Annotated in this window: 15 protein-coding genes and 2 pseudogenes; 11 read left to right on the forward strand and 6 right to left on the reverse strand. The window is 34.7% G+C overall.

Annotated elements, in window-relative coordinates:
• Window positions 1-52 precede the first annotated feature (52 nt).
• From GKR88_11970 to GKR88_11995, 6 genes are all read left to right on the forward strand, one after another.
• The gene (locus GKR88_11970; GenBank protein ID QMU64936.1) at window positions 53-754 is read left to right on the forward strand and encodes an FCD domain-containing protein; all 702 of its coding nucleotides are present in this window, start codon (window positions 53-55) and stop codon (window positions 752-754) included.
• Between the two features lie 176 nt (window positions 755-930).
• Window positions 931-2,199 (forward strand): MFS transporter, encoded by a 1,269-nt coding sequence (locus GKR88_11975; protein ID QMU64937.1) that lies wholly within the window; start codon window positions 931-933, stop codon window positions 2,197-2,199.
• Window positions 2,200-2,225: 26 nt separating this feature from the next.
• Window positions 2,226-2,990 (forward strand): SDR family oxidoreductase, encoded by a 765-nt coding sequence (locus tag GKR88_11980; GenBank protein QMU64938.1) that lies wholly within the window; start codon window positions 2,226-2,228, stop codon window positions 2,988-2,990.
• Window positions 2,991-3,075: 85 nt separating this feature from the next.
• Window positions 3,076-4,116 (forward strand): sugar kinase, encoded by a 1,041-nt coding sequence (locus GKR88_11985; GenBank protein ID QMU64939.1) that lies wholly within the window; start codon window positions 3,076-3,078, stop codon window positions 4,114-4,116.
• Window positions 4,117-4,127: 11 nt separating this feature from the next.
• The gene (locus GKR88_11990; GenBank protein ID QMU64940.1) at window positions 4,128-4,802 is read left to right on the forward strand and encodes a bifunctional 4-hydroxy-2-oxoglutarate aldolase/2-dehydro-3-deoxy-phosphogluconate aldolase; all 675 of its coding nucleotides are present in this window, start codon (window positions 4,128-4,130) and stop codon (window positions 4,800-4,802) included.
• A 6-nt stretch (window positions 4,803-4,808) separates the two neighbouring features.
• Window positions 4,809-4,985 (forward strand): LacI family DNA-binding transcriptional regulator, encoded by a 177-nt coding sequence (locus tag GKR88_11995; protein QMU66705.1) that lies wholly within the window; start codon window positions 4,809-4,811, stop codon window positions 4,983-4,985.
• A 61-nt stretch (window positions 4,986-5,046) separates the two neighbouring features.
• Here GKR88_11995 and GKR88_12000 read toward each other — a convergent pair whose 3' ends face one another.
• Window positions 5,047-7,425: a hypothetical protein gene (locus GKR88_12000; protein QMU64941.1), complete on the reverse strand. Its 2,379-nt coding sequence runs from the start codon at window positions 7,423-7,425 to the stop codon at window positions 5,047-5,049.
• 126 nt (window positions 7,426-7,551) lie between these two features.
• Here GKR88_12000 and GKR88_12005 point away from each other — a divergent pair, with 126 nt between their 5' ends.
• From GKR88_12005 to GKR88_12020, 4 genes and pseudogenes are all read left to right on the forward strand, one after another.
• Window positions 7,552-7,923, forward strand: a complete 372-nt coding sequence (locus GKR88_12005; protein QMU64942.1) for a transposase — start codon at window positions 7,552-7,554, stop codon at window positions 7,921-7,923.
• Window positions 7,923-8,780, forward strand: coding sequence for an IS3 family transposase (locus GKR88_12010; GenBank protein ID QMU64943.1), 858 nt, complete (start codon window positions 7,923-7,925; stop codon window positions 8,778-8,780). Before GKR88_12005 ends, GKR88_12010 begins: the two co-directional genes overlap by 1 nt.
• 383 nt (window positions 8,781-9,163) lie before the next feature.
• A pseudogene (locus GKR88_12015) lies at window positions 9,164-11,264 on the forward strand (prolyl oligopeptidase family serine peptidase).
• Window positions 11,265-11,376: 112 nt separating this feature from the next.
• On the forward strand, window positions 11,377-12,414 hold the full coding sequence (locus GKR88_12020) for a pyridoxal-phosphate dependent enzyme (GenBank protein ID QMU64944.1): 1,038 nt from the start codon (window positions 11,377-11,379) through the stop codon (window positions 12,412-12,414).
• 128 nt (window positions 12,415-12,542) lie between these two features.
• Here GKR88_12020 and GKR88_12025 read toward each other — a convergent pair whose 3' ends face one another.
• Window positions 12,543-13,391 (reverse strand): DUF2911 domain-containing protein, encoded by an 849-nt coding sequence (locus tag GKR88_12025; protein ID QMU64945.1) that lies wholly within the window; start codon window positions 13,389-13,391, stop codon window positions 12,543-12,545.
• Window positions 13,392-13,470: 79 nt separating this feature from the next.
• Between GKR88_12025 and GKR88_12030 the strand changes: the two genes are divergently transcribed.
• On the forward strand, window positions 13,471-14,157 hold the full coding sequence (locus GKR88_12030) for an MIP family channel protein (protein QMU64946.1): 687 nt from the start codon (window positions 13,471-13,473) through the stop codon (window positions 14,155-14,157).
• Window positions 14,158-14,278: 121 nt separating this feature from the next.
• Here the strand turns inward: GKR88_12030 and GKR88_12035 are convergent, their stop codons facing one another.
• The 4 genes and pseudogenes from GKR88_12035 to GKR88_12050 all read right to left on the reverse strand — a co-directional run bounded on the left by GKR88_12035 (window position 14,279) and on the right by GKR88_12050 (window position 16,838).
• Entirely contained in the window at window positions 14,279-14,623 is a 345-nt protein-coding gene (locus tag GKR88_12035) for a tRNA-binding protein (protein QMU64947.1), read from the reverse strand.
• Between the two features lie 35 nt (window positions 14,624-14,658).
• Window positions 14,659-15,189: pseudogene (locus tag GKR88_12040) on the reverse strand (putative metal-dependent hydrolase).
• A 3-nt stretch (window positions 15,190-15,192) separates the two neighbouring features.
• Complete coding sequence (locus GKR88_12045; protein ID QMU66706.1) at window positions 15,193-15,693, reverse strand: hypothetical protein; 501 nt, start codon at window positions 15,691-15,693, stop codon at window positions 15,193-15,195.
• Between the two features lie 191 nt (window positions 15,694-15,884).
• Window positions 15,885-16,838 carry a DDE transposase gene (locus GKR88_12050; GenBank protein ID QMU64948.1) on the reverse strand — a complete coding sequence of 318 codons (954 nt, stop codon included), beginning with the start codon at window positions 16,836-16,838 and terminating at the stop codon, window positions 15,885-15,887.
• Window positions 16,839-16,855: the final 17 nt, after the last annotated feature.

The raw sequence follows: 16,855 nt of genomic DNA on the forward strand, positions 1-16,855 counted from the left end.
GTTTTAAAAAGTTAAATTTGTTGAACTAAATTTTAGCAGAAAACAAACTAAGATGAAGTTAGACGTAGTCACAAAAGTAGAAAATCAGAGCATTCAAGATGCTATTATTCTCAAGATAAGAGGTTTAATTAATTTCAAAAATCTGGAACCCGGCGACAAATTACCTTCCGAGAGAATGCTTTCCGAAAAATTTGGAGTTACAAGAGGAAATATACGGGAAGCGATTCAGAAGCTAGAGTTCTACGGATTGTTGAAATCCATTCCACAAAGCGGAACTTTTATTGCAAATATCGGTGTTATTGCCATGAATGGGATGATAGATGATATATTAAGGCTGGAAGAACCGGATTTTAAATCACTGGTTGAAACAAGAATACTCCTCGAATTAAAAACAGCAAGGCTTGCCGCTATTAGGAGAACCGAAGAAGATCTGGAAAGAATTAAAGACACTTTAGATGCTTTTATAGATAAAGTATTAAGAGGAGAAGATGCTGTTCAGGAAGATTTACTATTTCATCTTGCCATTGCAAAAGCAAGCGGAAACAGCACAATGAATACACTGATGTTAATGATTACTCCGGAAATCATCACAAATTTTGAGAAATATCTCATATGTGATGATGACCTGGCACAAAAGGGAATTCAAGAGCATACGGAAATATACAATGCAATAGTAGCACAAAACCCAAAATTGGCAAAAGAAAAAATGAAAGCTCATTTTAAAATATTATATCAGTACTGTTATAATATTTAATCAAGTAAAAGCATGCGTGATTCAAGTAGTTCCTTAGTAAGATTTTCTACCGTATAAACAGCGTTAGTATTGAGAATAACTTTAAGTATGTGTTACCTGGTTCTTTTATGAATTAAATAAACAGAAATTTAAAAAAACTTACATAAGTACTTAGGAAGTACCACAAAATTAATATAATGAAAATAAAAGGACTCAGATGGTGGATTATCGGGCTAGTTTGTCTTGCGACGATTATTAATTATATAGATAGGGCCGCATTGGGAATCATGTGGCCGGAAATGAGTAAAGATCTTGGGTTAACTAAAGAAGCCTATGCTTGGATTATCAATATTTTTACAATCACATACGCTGCCGGTAAATTTATTTCAGGAAAAGTATACGATAAAGTAGGAACAAAAATAGGTTTTGTCTTATCAATTTTCTTCTGGTCTCTAGCGTCTATATTACACTTCTTTGCAAAAGGAGCTGCGTCATTAGGTATTTTTAGAGGTTTATTAGGTGTTGCAGAAGCGGGGAATTGGCCGGGAGCAGTAAAAAACAACGCAGAATGGTTTCCAATTAAAGAGCGCGGTTTAGCACAAGGAATATTTAATGCAGGTGCTGCAATTGGTTCTATCATAGCTGCACCAACAATTTCAGAATTATTTGGTGTTTACGGATGGAAAGTGACTTTTATAATTATTGGCGTACTTGGTTTTTTGTGGATTATTCCATGGTTGATTATAAATAAAAAACAACCAAAAGATCACCCTTGGATTACTGACGAAGAAAAACGGCATATTATTTCGGGAAGGCTGGAAGGCAGGCAGAATGATGATAGTAAAAGCCTGAGTGTATTAGAAATACTATCAAAAAAAGAATCGTGGGGAGTTATTACTGCACGCTTCTTTATTGAACCTATTTGGTGGTTATTTGTTTTTTGGATGCCTATTTATTTATCAGATCAATTTGGGTTCAATGTAAAAGAGATCGGATACTATGCTTGGTTTCCTTATGTAGGTGCTATGCTTGGGAGTTTAGCCGGTGGTTGGTATGTTAAAAAATTAATGAATTCAAGCAGCCTTGATAAATCAAGGAAAAAGGTTATTTCTATAGGAGCACTTATTATTGTGATATCAATTTTAGGAGCAATATTCTTGGCAGATACACCGGAAAAATTTGTGTCTTTTGTATTTGTTGTACTTTTTGGATTCCAATTCTCTATTAGTAATATCCAAACAATACCCAGCGATTTGTTAAATGGAAAATCTGTAGGAACTTTAGCTGGATTAGGAGGTAGTATTGGAGCAGTTTCAGTTATTATCATGAACTGGCTAATACCAAAAATAACAGTAGATTCGTATACGCCAGCATTTATTATTCTCGCTGTTTTAGCTCCCTTATCAGTCATGTCAATTTATGTGTTGATCAAAGAAATTAGACCGATAGAAAATAACAACAATTAACTAAACAAATAAAACTTAAAATAATAATGAGCAAATCAGAAGGTAAAATAGCTATCGTTACAGGAGCTACAAGCGGTATTGGTTTTGAAGTAGCAAAGAGATTAGGAAAAGATGGATGTATTGCCATCTTAAATGGTATCGATCATGAAGCAGGAGCTGAGAAAGTAGCAGCACTTACTGCCGAAGGAATCACCGCAGAATATTACGGGTTTGATGTTACAGACGAAGAAGCAGTTACCGAAAACATTAGCAAAATCGGTGAAAAATATGGTAAAATCGATACTCTTGTAAACAATGCCGGAGGATTGGGGGGAAGATCCAGATTCGAAGATATGACGACTGAATTTTATAGATCAGTAATGGCTTTGAACCTTGATTCAACATTTTTTGCCTCAAGAGCAGCCATACCTTTCCTTAAAAAAGGAACGAATCCTTCAATAATTAACTACACTTCAAATGCCGGCTGGAATGCCGGTGGGCCGGGAGCTGGTATTTATGGAACATCTAAGGCCGGAGTTCATGCAATAACAAGAGCGTTAGCAAAAGACCTTGCAGAATATGGAATTAGGGTCAACGCTGTATCTCCCGGTACAATTGATACTCCTTTCCATACTCAAATTAAAACAACCAAACCTGAAGTATTTGCTTCCTGGAAAAACAATATTATGTTAGGAAGGTTGGGACAACCTGAAGAAGTAGCATCTGTAGTTTCATTCTTAGCAAGTGAAGATGCGGCTTTCATTACTGCGGAAACTATTCAAATAGGCGGCGGGCAAGCGCTAGGGATATAAAACAAAGAAATTTATTAAAAAATAAAATAATAGTTTAAACATTTAACCGAATAGTGTTAAATGATAAATTAAAACAATATTAAAAATGAAAAAGGTAGTTACTTTTGGAGAAATAATGCTGCGTCTGGCACCACCGGGGTTTTTACGATTTTCTCAGACAAATAATTTTGATGTTGTTTACGGCGGAGGAGAATCTAATGTAGCAGTATCGTTAGCAAATTATGGGGTTCCTGTAGATTTTGTTACCCGCTTACCAAACAATGATATCGGTCAGTGTGCCATGATGGAAATGCGCAAAAGAGGTGTGGGTGTTGATAAGATCATTTACGGAGGAGATCGTCTGGGGATTTATTTTTTAGAGACCGGTGCTGTGAGTAGAGGAAGTAAAGTGGTCTATGATAGGGCACATTCTGCCATGTCAGAGGTCAAAGCCGGAATGGTAGATTGGGAAGAAGTTTTTACAAATGTAAGATGGTTTCATTGGACAGGAATTACTCCTGCTATTTCTCAAGGGGCTGCTGATGTTTGTTTGGAAGCTGTAAAAGTAGCAAGTAAGTTAGGTGTTACCATATCAACAGATCTGAACTATCGCGCTAAACTGTGGAAATATGGAGGTGATCGCGAAGCGATTATGACAGAATTGACTTCTTACTGTGATATCATTTTGGGGAATGAAGAAGACACTGAAAAACATTTTGGGATTCATCCCGAAGGGCTTGATGTACATAAACACGGACACAATGTAAAAGCAGAAGCGTTCTTATCGGTATGCAAGCAGATGATGAAAAAATTTCCAAGAGCCAAAAAAGTAATTACCACATTAAGAGGCTCTATCTCAGCGTCTCATAACACTTGGGCAGGAGTAATGTATGACGGAACCACCATGTACGAATCACCGCAATATCAAATTACAGATATTGTTGATCGTGTAGGGGGAGGAGATTCTTTTATGGGAGGATTGATTTATGGATTGTTAAAATACCCGGATAACGATCAAAACGCATTGAACTTTGCCGTAGCAGCGTCATGCCTGAAACACACAATCAAAGGAGATGCAAATCTTGTTACCGTGGCTGAAGTAGAAAAACTAATGGACGGAGATGCCTCCGGAAGAGTTGCACGATAAAGAAAGATACTATGGCAAAATTTTCGAGAATAACAGTCGCTATGGTTATGGAAAAAACAGGGTTCGTTCCGTTGTTCTATAATGATGATATTGAGATCAGTAAGAAAGTTGTAAAAGTTTGTTATGATGGAGGAGCTCGCTTGTTAGAGTTTACAAACAGAGGTGATTTTGCTCACGAAATTTTTTCCGAACTCAATAAGTATGCCCTCAAAGAATTACCCGGAATGATACTTGGAGCGGGTTCTGTTACTGATGCGGGAACTGCATCTTTGTATATGCAGCTAGGGGCCAATTTTATTGTAACCCCAGTTTTACGAGAAGACATAGCTTTAGTTTGCAATAGAAAAAAAGTTTTATGGTCACCGGGTTGTGGTTCCTTAACTGAAATTGCGAAGGCAGAAGAATTAGGTTGTGAAATTGTGAAATTATTTCCGGGAGGAATATACGGACCTGATTTTGTAAAGGCTATAAAAGGGCCTTGTCAATGGACCAGTATTATGCCAACAGGAGGAGTTTCACCTACACGAGAAAACTTAGAAGCTTGGTTTAAAGCTGGTGTAACTTGTGTTGGTATGGGTTCAAAACTCATGGTTAAAAAAGAAGATGAAACCTATGACTATGATAAAATTCAAACACTTACCAAAAACTCATTAGCAATTATTGCTGAGTTGAAAAGTAAAAACTGAGTCATGCTGTCTTCAATAACCATCAAAGAAATCTCTTCTATTTCAGGATACTCTGTTTCTACCGTTTCTAAAGCATTGAATGATGGGTATGAAGTTAAAGAAAAGCATATTCAAATATGGATTAGATTATATCGCTTCTGTGCTATTAAACCCTGTAAATCAAAACAATATGAACTTGACTAAATTTTTGTCATGTACTTAGGTGATTTTTATAAAAAATAATGCGAAAGTTACTGTTAAGAAATTAATTATTGATTAAACCAATAGTTTCTCTTTTATTATTTTTCTTTAGTAATGGGGATTTTTTACTTGGAATAAAATTCTTTTTATCTTCCCATTTTGCACTTTTATATATTATATCCTTTTGAACAGCATTCTGAGTTGTTTTTACAGAACCACTGGAACTAACAAGGCAATTTTCAATAAGATTATTCGCTCCTTTTAAGCTTACCGGATGCTTTAAATTGTAGCTATTTATAAATACAGAATTCTTAATAATAACCTCCGGAATTCCTTTCGTTTTCAGAACGATTCCTTTCTCATAGTTTCCAACTTTATTAAAAATACAATTGCTTACTTCCAGTTTTCCACCTTGAATTGCCAACGTTGGGTCAGCTTTAAAATAATTGACAGCAAATTGTTCAAGATTACTAAATACACTATTATGAATTTTTATATACTCGGCACTATATTTTCCAAAGGCTTTTTCAAAAGAAAGATTGAACCCCCTATAACTATCTACAAACTTAGAATTTGTAATTACAATACTATCGGCTTTGGTACCAATGTATGCTTTGAATATACTTCCCCCTTTTTTGTTATTGAAGTTCTTAAATGTAGAATTTCTAATATAAAGATTGTACTTCTCCGCATTATTTTTATCTGGCGATACAACAGCATATTTTACTTTGGTATCGTTATCTCCATCAAGAATCAAATTATCTAAAATAAGAGTGCTTTTAGGTTGAACTCTAAAAAAGTAATTAAGAGGTTTGGACAACTTATTATTTGCTTTGATTAGGGTTTCTCCACTTCCGATAATGGTAACCTTATCATTGATCTTTAGAGTTTTATCTGAGAAGTAGATGCCATTTTTTAATTGTAAAATATCACCATTATTTGTTTTTTTTAAAGCCTTTCCAAGTGTTTCTTGCCCGGGCTCAACAATAATAACTTTCTTTTTAACAGTGATTTTTGGAGCAACAATTACAGGCTTCCAATTAGGGCCGGTTTTTGTTAATAAGGCTTCAGGATACTGCCCATTATTTAGGTTAAAAGCGCCAACAACAATTTCTTTTCGAGGCGAGTTTACAATATCTTTTTTTGGGGTTTGTTCATTTTTAAAAGTAGATGTTAATCCTGTATTTTTACTTGTAGGCATAGGAAGTGAACGAAGCAATTTCCAATCGACACTGAGTTTTTGAAAATAGTTTGCATTAACAGACGATTCCGAGTCAACAATATTGTTGTGAAAAGAGATGCCGCTAATATCATCATGCGAATTAAAAATTTTCCCTTTAGTTGTATTAGTAATTAGGTTGTTGGCAAAAATGGTATTGATCGGAGGCAAGCTTTTTTCCGAATCTTTTCCTGCGGCAAATTCAATCGGTCCACAGTTAATGATTGTATTGTGTTGAATGTTAACGTTCTTCACCTGATGATATCTGTTTAAAGGAGAATTGGGAACCCCATTCATTACTACTATGGGGCCTCTATACCCATCACCTTTCAATCCAACAAGCAGATTGTTTCTTACCACGTGTCCCTCGTTAATAATTCTAATTCCTCCGGTTTTAGAGACATTATTTCCCAAGAAAACGTTGCCCTCTACCAATGCATTATTACCATGTCTTAGTGTTAGAGTTCCTTTACTTGCAAAAAATAAATTATTCCTGTAAATATTATCTCCGGATTTATTAGAGATAATTTCTATTTCCCCATTGCAGTTCTTAAACATATTGTTTTCTACAATTGTCTTTGATGATTTCATAGAATTTGTACTCGTGCCTATACGTATGGTTTCACCTCCGTTTTCGCCTAAATCCGGACGGTGACCAAAGAAATTATGATCTATACGATGGTTGTTTTCTAAGTGGGCACCTCCTTTTAACCAAACAACCAGAGTTGTGCCTTTATTTGTTTTACCTGTAAAATTGCAATGATCTATTCGATTATTTCTTCCCCATAAGTCTACCCAATGTGTATTAAAACTGCGATCCGATGGATTAAAATAAGAAACAGTACAATTGGTCAATCTTGAGTTATAAGCAAATTCTTTAGAATTTTTTCGAAACGAAATAACAGATTTGGAGCTAGGTGTACCATCTTTAAACCACAGGCCATCAACCACCAAGTACTTTCCGTAAATGTTCATTTTCGAATCTCCGGTTATGATTACTTTCCCGGGAGTTTCTGCCTTAACTGTAATCGGGCTTTCTTTTTTTCCAATTCCAAAAACCTTTAAATAAACATTTTTCCATTCCCCATTCTTCATAATAATTGTTGATCCCGGGTTAGCTTTTTTGATGGCAGTATTAAACTCATTAAGATTAGTTACTAAGGTTTGCGAATAAATAGTTGAACTTATCAAGGAACTTGATAAAAGGATAAAGAAAAATTTCATAATAAACTGGTTCACCAGATTGGTTTACCAAATATATAAATAAAAACAACATGAACAAACTATAACTTATCTTTACAAAACTTATGTGACCCGTCCTGAAATATGTATACAAAAAACAACAAGTATATGTATAAAAATGATGGATATGTAAGACGTTATAGTGAGAGTTTTAAACTCAAAGTATTAGCAGAACTTACCAAAGGAAACCATTCCAAAAGACAAATTGCCTTAACTTACGGCATACAATCTAGTACGATAAACGTATGGATTAAAAAATATGACCGTAAAGATTTAATGAACACCCGTGTAACCGTGCAAACAGACGACGAATTATCCCGTATTAAAGCCCTTCAAAAAGAGCTAAAACAACTCAAAGATCTTCTTATTAAAAAGGATCTAGATAAACTTGTGAATGATAGTTATCTTGAAGTAGCTGCTGAAAATCTTGGCTATAAAAATGTTGAAGAATTAAAAAAAAACTTAAACATAAAGCCTTAATGAAAATAGCACCGATTAATAGAAAAAAAAGAAGGTACGCCATCGCTACTATTTGTAATGCTTTCGAGTTAAAAAGAGATGCTTATTACAAATATCAAAAAAGGTTTGTTCTTAAAAAACAAATAGAACAAAATGTAATAATGCTTGTTAAAAAAAGCAGGAAAACATTACCCAGAGAAGGTACTAGAAAGCTAATGAAATCCTTACATAATGATTTTAGGAAACAGAATATAAATATAGGTAGAGACCAGTTATTTAGAATCTTAAAAGAAAATAATTTGTTAATTAGAAGGAAAAAATATTCTTCTAAAACAACCAACTCTTACCATCGTTTTTATAAATATAAAAATATCATAAAAGACCTGATCATTAATAGACCTAACCAAGTTTGGGCTTCGGATATTACCTATATAAGAACTATAAATGGATTTTGTTATTTAGCACTTATTACTGATATGTATTCAAGAAAAATAGTAGGCTATGATATTAGTGATAGTTTAGAACTTAAAGGCTGTGTTAGAGCTTTAAATAAAGCTATTTATCAAACTAAAAATACCGAAGAAATCATACATCATTCTGATAGAGGAATACAATATTGTAGCAATGTTTATACTCAAATTTTGAAAAGAAAAAAGATACAAATCAGTATGACCCAAGAAAATCATTGCTACGAAAACGCAATGGCCGAAAGAGTTAACGGAATTTTAAAAGATGAATTCTTCCTCGACCAAACATTTACAAATATCAATCACGCCAAAAAAGCAACAAAAAATGCAATCAAATTATATAATAATAAAAGATTACATTTATCTTTAGATTATAAAACACCTAATTACGTGCACAAAAATGTAGCATAAATTTTAATAATTAACTGTAGCCCTATTTTAGGACGAGACAATGCAACAGACACAAGATGTATAGATCATAGTCTCCCTCCGGTCAGCAATGACCCATACACAGAACGCCAGTAGTGATAGATATTTTTATTTTTCGGGATACTACTCATCAATAAGTACGTTATTTAATCTGGGTTTGGTTTTTTCTACTTTGTGTTGAACTTCTTTCAGTTGATTCATCATTTCTGACATATCTTGGAACATAAATTTAAAATATTAAATTAGCAGGTAACAAAATCACTTCTTTATATAGTAATGATGAAATCTTTAAACTCATGAAAAAAATCATACAACTTACCACAATATTTAGTATTATTTTTGTGTTCGCATGTAAAAATCAATCCATGAGAAATACGGATGCCAAAGCTCCAATTGCAGAAAAACAAGTTAAAAAATTGAGCATTCACGGAGATACAAGAATAGATAACTATTTCTGGATGCGTCTGACGGATGAGCAGAAAACAGCAAAAAAGAAGGATGAGCAAACCCGGAAAGTAGAGGCATACCTGCGTGCTGAAAATGCTTATTTTGATGAGGTAACAGTCTATACGAATGCTTTTCAGGAGAGCTTGTTCCGGGAAATGAAAAGCAGGATTAAAGAAGATGATACTTCCGTGCCTTATAAAGAGAACGGATATTTTTATAATACTCGTTATGAAAAAGGAAAACAATACCCTATCTATACTCGTAAGAAAGAAACCTTAGAAGCTTCGGAAGAAATCATGTTCGACGTGAATACTGAAGCTAAAGGATATGACTATTTTCAATTGGGAGGACTTAACGTAAGCCCAAATAACAAACTGGTTGCTTTTGCTGTAGATACTTTAAGTAGAAGACAGTATGTGATCAGAATTAAAAACCTGGAAACAGGAGAGGTCTATAAAGACGAAATAAAGAATACTACCGGAGGTTCGGTATGGGCAAATGATAATAAAACACTGTATTATACATTGAAAGACCCCATAACCTTAAGAAGTTCGAAAATTTTTAAACATACCCTGGGAACAGATACTTCCGAAGATGTTGAAGTTTTTCATGAAGACGATGACACTTTTAACACCTATGTATATAAGACAAAATCAAAAAAATATATTGTAATTGGTTCTTACAATACCGTATCTTCCGAATATAGAGTTCTGTCTGCCGACAATCCGAAAGAAGCATTTAAAGTCATACAATCCAGAGAGCGTGATTTGGAGTACAGTATTACTCATTTTGAAGATTCTTTTTATATACTTACAAATAAAGACAATGCTAAGAATTTTAAGTTAATGAAAACTCCCATAGCTAAAACAGGTAAAGAAAACTGGGTAGATATCATTCCGCACAGAGAGGATACGCTATTGGAGGATATGTCTATTTTCAAAGAATACCTGGTTTTGGAAGAACGTCATAACGGGTTAAGTAAAATAAGAATAAAACGTTGGGACGGAACAAAAGATGAGTACTTGCCTTTTGATGAAGAAACCTATTCTGTACAAGTATACATAAACCCTGAATTTGATACGGATATTTTCCGGTATTCTTATAATTCATTTACAACTCCTAATGCTGTGATTGATTACCATATGAAAGATCGGTCAAAAGAAATCAAAAAAGAACAGCAAGTATTAGGAGGGAAGTTTGATAAATCGAATTATAAAAGTGAACGTGTTTGGGCAACAGCCAGAGATGGTAAAAAAGTAGCCATTTCATTAGTGTACCATAAAAATACAAAGCCGGGTAAAAATACTCCTTTACTGCAATATGCATACGGATCATACGGATATACCATTCCGGACGGATTCTCAACTACACGTTTAAGTTTGTTAGACAGAGGTTTTGTATATGCTCTTACACATGTCAGAGGTGGTCAGTATTTGGGAAGAGACTGGTATGAAGACGGAAAAATGCTATATAAAAAAAATACATTTAACGATTTTATTGACTGTTCCAAGTTTTTGATTGATGTGAGCTATACTTCACCGGAACACTTATATGCCATGGGAGGATCCGCAGGAGGTTTGCTAATGGGAGTTATTGCAAATATGAATCCGGAATTGTATCATGGAATCGTAGCGACCGTACCTTTTGTCGATGTCGTTTCAACGATGCTGGATGAATCAATTCCGTTAACTACAGGAGAGTATGATGAATGGGGAAACCCTAAAAACAAAGAATATTATGATTATATTCTCTCGTATTCCCCGTACGACCAAATAGCAGCAAAAGACTATCCGAATATGCTGGTAACAACGGGCTATTTTGATAGCCAGGTACAATACTGGGAACCCGTAAAATGGGTTGCAAAACTAAGAGCATTAAAAACAGATTGTAATATTATTACATACAAATATGGATACCGGACACGGCGGAGCTTCAGGTAGGTTTGATGCCTTAAAGGAGACAGCAAGAGATTATACTTTTTTATTGGCATTAGAAGACAAGTTGGAGCAAATAAATTAGTTGATTTATAAATTACATCCGGTTTAAAATCATTACGAAATAGGTATATTTGAGCCGGGTACAGTAACTTTGTTATTTTTGATGCTGGTATGTATAATGAGTTATAAAAGGAATGATAAGAAATCAACAAATTACCAATAGTTTACTAGATCTTATTGGAGAGACACCACTGGTTCAACTACATCGAATTACTGAAGAACTTCCAGGAAGGTATTATGCAAAAATAGAAGCATTTAATCCCGGGCAATCTGTCAAAGATAGAATTGCCTTGTATATTATTGAAAATGCGGAAAAGGAAGGGATCCTTAAAGCAGGGAATACCATTATAGAAACTACTTCCGGCAATACCGGATTCAGCTTGGCTATGATTGCTATGCTAAAGGGGTATACATGTAAGTTAGCCATAAGTGATAAGTCGTCTAAAGATAAAGTAGATGCACTTCGGGCTATGGGAGCAGAAGTATATGTCTGTCCGGCTAATGTTGCTGCAAACCACTCCAAATCGTATTATGAAGTGGCTAAGAGAATTCATAGAGAAACACCAAATTCAGTATACATCAATCAATATTTTAATGAGTTAAATATAGAGGCACATTACGCTACTACCGGTCCGGAAATTTGGCAACAAACCGAAGGCAAAATTACACACCTGGTAGCAGCGAGTGGTACGGGTGGCACTATCTCGGGAGTAGGAAAATATTTAAAAGAACAAAATCCGAAGGTTAAAATATTAGGCGTGGATGCTTTTGGTTCGGTATTGAAAAAATATCACGAAACCGAGGAGTTTGATGAAAATGAAATTTATCCGTACAAGATAGAAGGGTTAGGGAAAAACTTAATCCCTACCGCTACGGATTTCTCCGTAATTGATTTTTATGAAAAAGTGACAGATAAAGATGCAGCGTATAAAGCCAGAGAAATAGTTGCCAAGGAAGGTTTTTTTCCGGGATATACCTGTGGAGCGGTTATGCAAGCTATCGAACAATATGCACAAAAAAAAATTTTTGATACCGAAAGTCTTGTCGTATTAATTTTCCCGGATCACGGATCTCGTTATATGAATAAAATTTATAGTGATGAATGGATGCGAGAGCAAGGTTTGTACGACTCAAAATTCGCTCAAACCCCTAAGGTAAAATACATTAAATAATAAAAACTACTTCCGGAACGTATTCTTTTTGATATTAAACTCATTTAAAGTTCTATAATTGACTATAAAACTTTAAATGAGTTCATCTTTCTCAAGTACATATAGTTTTCAAACTTGAAACTACTCTATCACATCGCTCCCCATTCTTTTAACGAAGCCATATTCATCTCAATATAATTACTGTTGTCAGCAGCTTTTGCTCCTTCCAGAGATTTTTTTGCAATTTCAATAGCTTTTTTCTTTTTACCCATTTTTGCGTAAATCAAAGATTGTTGTCTCAATTGCCAAAAACCGGGTTTTTCAAACATAGACATTGCTTCTTCCATCCATTCACCGGCTTTTTTAATGTCTTTATTATTTTCACTGTAATAAACCGCTGCATTGTAATAATCGCCTGCCTTTGGAGAAGCACTCATAACATCTGCAATGTTTGCCATTACAATTTTATCCGTAGGTACTTCAAATGTTACCCCGACATAGGTGTTTTCCCATAATAGCCCTAAAACAGCGGATGTATTAGTAATATCATCAACTGAAATGGTAAATGTTTCAATTTTCATGGGCATTTTATAGGTATCTACCTTTAATTTTGCAGCTACCTTAGCTTCATTCCATTCTTTTGGAACCCCCCAATTTTTAGTATCCGTATAGAAGATAACATCCCAGGATTTTTCATTAGGTATGATATACAAGGCATAGGTTCCTTTTTTTAGAGGATATCCGCTGAGAGTGATGTCAGTACTGAAAGTAATTTTGGTGTTTTCATTGGCGCCGGTTCTCCATGTCTTGCCATATTTTACCAGTCCGCCAAAGATTCTCCTCCCTTTCACACCCGGTCTGGAATATGTTACGGTTACATCAGTCAATCCAACCTTTTGTGTCTGGGTACCGGCCGGACTTGGTTGAGGTGTTGTTATTTGCGCTTTTATAGATAAAGACATCGCAATAACGAGTAAATTTAATAATACTTTATTCATAAATGATGAGTTTTAATTTGCGCTATAAAAGTACAACTAAAGAATGATTCAAATGTTAACAAAAGCTTAAAATAGGGCGATGTATATTTGCAAAAACAGTTTTGAGATGAAAGAATATATAGCTGAGTTTATCGGGACATTTTCTATGGTTTTTTGCGGAACCGGTGCAATGGTCATTAATGAAATAACCGGAGGTGATGTAACACATGTTGGAATTGGTATTACCTGGGGGTTAATTGTAATGGCAATGATTTATGCTTTTGGCGATATTTCCGGAGCACATTTTAATCCGGCAGTTTCTATTGCATTTGCGTATGCAAAAAAGTTTTCCTGGAAAAAAGTACCTAAATATGTAATGGCTCAAATATTAGGGGGCTTTTTGGCCAGTTTGATACTTTGGTTTTTATTTCCTGCCAGTGAAGATTTGGGGGCTACTGTTCCCAAGATAGCTATCTGGAGGGCATTTGTACTGGAACTTTTGCTTACCTTCTTTTTAATGGTTGTTATTATTAATGTGTCCACAGGTAGCAAAGAGATAGGAATTATGGCAGGAATAGCAGTTGGAGGAGTTATTTTATTGGAAGCTCTGTTTGCGGGCCCTGTTACAAGTGCTTCCATGAATCCGGCACGCTCATTAGGGCCCAATATCATTTCAGGAAATATACAAGGATTGTGGTTATATATGACTGCACCCATACTCGGTGCTATTTTAGCAGTCGCCAGTTGTAAGCTGGTAAAAGATGGTAATTGTTGTGAAGATTGTTAGTTAAATTTTTGGTTATTGAGATACCTAAATAAGATTGCCTTTTACACTTTTTAACTTTCTAACTTTTCTACTAAATTTCAACATTACATCAAATGGATTCATTTTTTGTATTATAAAGTAACTATAACACCTGTACTCCGTTTTTAATAGTTTTTGAACTTTGAAGTAAAACTACTTCCCCGGTGTTGTTATATACTCCTAAAACCAGACATTCACTCATAAAGTTAGCTATTTGTTTTGGCTTAAAATTTACGATGGAGGCCACCTGCCTGTTTAATAATTCTTCTTTGGTATAAAGATGTGTTATTTGAGCACCGGATTTTTTGATACCCAGATCACCAAAATCGATATGTAGTTGATAGGCCGGTTTATGAGCTCCCGGAGAATCAGCTACTTCTACAATCATACCTATCCTGATATCAACTTTTAAAAAATCTTCAAATGTAATTTCTTCTTTCGTCTTCATTTTGCTGGTGCTAATCTTTTGATTAAATATAGGAATTATATCCAGTTGTTACGAATCAGCAAATTTTCGATATGTGCAAAATGATGGTTGGCATGCCAGGCATATTTGCCAATATTTTATCTTAAGCTAATTTTGCTTTGATCCGAAGGATGAATGAAAGTTCGCTCCAGTTGCTCATTAGTCAGACCCTTTAACAGATAAACCAATTTGGCATGAACCGCCTTTAGATGACATATGGATGGAGCAATAGGTGCCGATTTACTGTCAAATAACGTGGCCCAGTCTTTTTCTTCATAGGCTTTGATTACGGGATTTTCTTCTGTTAGTGCCCACTTAAAACGCACATAACTATTATGGTGGCTGTCTGCACAGTGATGTACTACTTGTCTTACCGTCCAACCACTATTTCTGTAAGGTGTATCTAACTGTTCTTCGGAGAGGTTCACGACCAAATTTTCTAATCTTGTAGGGAAATGTTCCAAAACAGCAATCCATTCCTTTTTATGTTGATCCGTAATAACATCCGGAGCTGTAAATTTTCCGATAGGATATTGTAATTTTTTCAATGACTATTCTAATTTATGTTTCTTTAAAAATCTTTTGGAACTCCTGTTCTCAGGATTTATAGATAATGCTTTTTTAAAATTGGCAATGGTATTCACCGTATCTTTTATATACCAATACGCTTCTCCCAAACTATCATAAGGATTTGATTTATAAGGATACAAAGCTACATTGATCTTAAAAATTTCTATGGCATCTTCGAATTTTTTTTCTCTTATCATCGCATACCCCAACCTGTTTAAAACCCACTCTTCAATGGCCGGGTCTAAAGAATCTTTTTCTTTAATGGCCAAATATCCCCTCAAAGCTTTATCATATTCTTTACTTTTTATATACTCATGAGGAGTTTTTGCCCCTTTTTCTAATTTAATGAAGGTAAACTTTTGCTCGTTATGTTCCCTTTTGGGAGCTAATTGAATATGCATTTCCGGAGTAGAAACAAAAACTAATTTTTCATTCATTTCTTTTAGATAAAAAGCAGAATCATTCACCTTTACAGGTGTCATATCTTGCCCTCTCCATTTTACTTTTAATTCTTTTTCCGCAAAATAAATTTCTATTACTTCATCGGAATTAAAAAGATATCTGCCCTCGGTATTTTTTATAAATTCTGCTGTATTTTCAGAATTTACACAACTGATGATCATAAAACTAATCCATAAATAAGCAAAACGTGGATCAAGACTAATTGTTGTGTTTATGCAAAAATTGTAGTTAATCTATAGAGGAAGAATTCTGTGTTTTTGACCCCTCTAAATTGTAATCTAAAGGCTTTGATTTTGGCATTGAAAGATTCTGCCGCTGCATTAGTACTTCTATTAATGAAGTAATTCAATATTGATCTATAGTTAAGCCTGATAGAGTTTGCTATGGTATTAAAAGCCTTGTATGCTGTTTGTTCTACATCTTTATACCAATGCGCTAGTTTTGTATAAGCGACTTGTATTGAGTTTGCTGTGTTGAAGATATTTCTAAGTCCTTGTACGAGCTTAAAAGCTGTTTTGATATCAGGATATCTTTTAAAGAGGATGTTAGCTCTTACTCTTTGATCTTCTGTCCAATTACTTGGTGCTTTGTAGAGTAAGTATCTGCTTCTAGCCAAGAGTTGCTTTATGGTATCTCCATTTTCTAATATTTCAGGGTAATATTCTTTGTTATTGGTTTTGGCAAGTTTGATCCGTTCATTTTCTGTATCTATGGCTTCCCATCGATGTTTGATCCTAATTTCTTGAAGTGCTTCTAGAGCTAGTTTCTGTACATGGAATCTATCGGTTACTTGTATGGCTTTGGGGAAACACCGTTTGGCAATCAGCTTCATGGAGTTCGCCATATCTAGGGTAATTTCTCTGACCTTGTTTCTTTTCGCAGATGAGATTTTAAATAGGTGTTTGATAATAGGTTCTGCTTTGGTAGTAGCTATGATCGCCACAATACTTCCTTTCTTTCCTTTAGCTTTTTTATTGGTAACGATGGTGTAGAGTTCTCCTTTTGATAAGGCTACTTCGTCGATAGATAATCGAGTTCCTATATTCTCAGGGAAGATCAACCACTCTTTGGCATGAGACTTTTCCTTCCACTGTTTAAACTCACTCAAATAATCTCGATACTGCCTTTGGAACTTCTTCCCATTCACGCCATAGATTCTTGCAATGGTTTTGCAATCACTCT

It is taken from the genome of Flavobacteriaceae bacterium (genome assembly GCA_014075215.1).
Taxonomy (GTDB): Bacteria; Bacteroidota; Bacteroidia; order Flavobacteriales; family Flavobacteriaceae; genus Polaribacter.

Excerpts from the sequence above, each read along its gene's own strand:
- GKR88_11990 (QMU64940.1), top strand. The coding sequence starts at position 4,128 with ATGGCAAAATTTTCGAGAATAACAGTCGCTATGGTTATGGAAAAAACA.
- GKR88_12025 (QMU64945.1), bottom strand. The coding sequence starts at position 13,391 with ATGAATAAAGTATTATTAAATTTACTCGTTATTGCGATGTCTTTATCT.
- GKR88_11970 (QMU64936.1), top strand. The coding sequence starts at position 53 with ATGAAGTTAGACGTAGTCACAAAAGTAGAAAATCAGAGCATTCAAGAT.
- GKR88_12045 (QMU66706.1), bottom strand. The coding sequence starts at position 15,693 with ATGACACCTGTAAAGGTGAATGATTCTGCTTTTTATCTAAAAGAAATG.
- GKR88_11985 (QMU64939.1), top strand. The coding sequence starts at position 3,076 with ATGAAAAAGGTAGTTACTTTTGGAGAAATAATGCTGCGTCTGGCACCA.
- GKR88_12020 (QMU64944.1), top strand. The coding sequence starts at position 11,377 with ATGATAAGAAATCAACAAATTACCAATAGTTTACTAGATCTTATTGGA.
- GKR88_12000 (QMU64941.1), bottom strand. The coding sequence starts at position 7,425 with ATGAAATTTTTCTTTATCCTTTTATCAAGTTCCTTGATAAGTTCAACT.
- GKR88_11980 (QMU64938.1), top strand. The coding sequence starts at position 2,226 with ATGAGCAAATCAGAAGGTAAAATAGCTATCGTTACAGGAGCTACAAGC.
- GKR88_12030 (QMU64946.1), top strand. The coding sequence starts at position 13,471 with ATGTATATTTGCAAAAACAGTTTTGAGATGAAAGAATATATAGCTGAG.
- GKR88_12035 (QMU64947.1), bottom strand. The coding sequence starts at position 14,623 with ATGAAGACGAAAGAAGAAATTACATTTGAAGATTTTTTAAAAGTTGAT.
- GKR88_11975 (QMU64937.1), top strand. The coding sequence starts at position 931 with ATGAAAATAAAAGGACTCAGATGGTGGATTATCGGGCTAGTTTGTCTT.
- GKR88_12010 (QMU64943.1), top strand. The coding sequence starts at position 7,923 with ATGAAAATAGCACCGATTAATAGAAAAAAAAGAAGGTACGCCATCGCT.
- GKR88_12005 (QMU64942.1), top strand. The coding sequence starts at position 7,552 with ATGTATAAAAATGATGGATATGTAAGACGTTATAGTGAGAGTTTTAAA.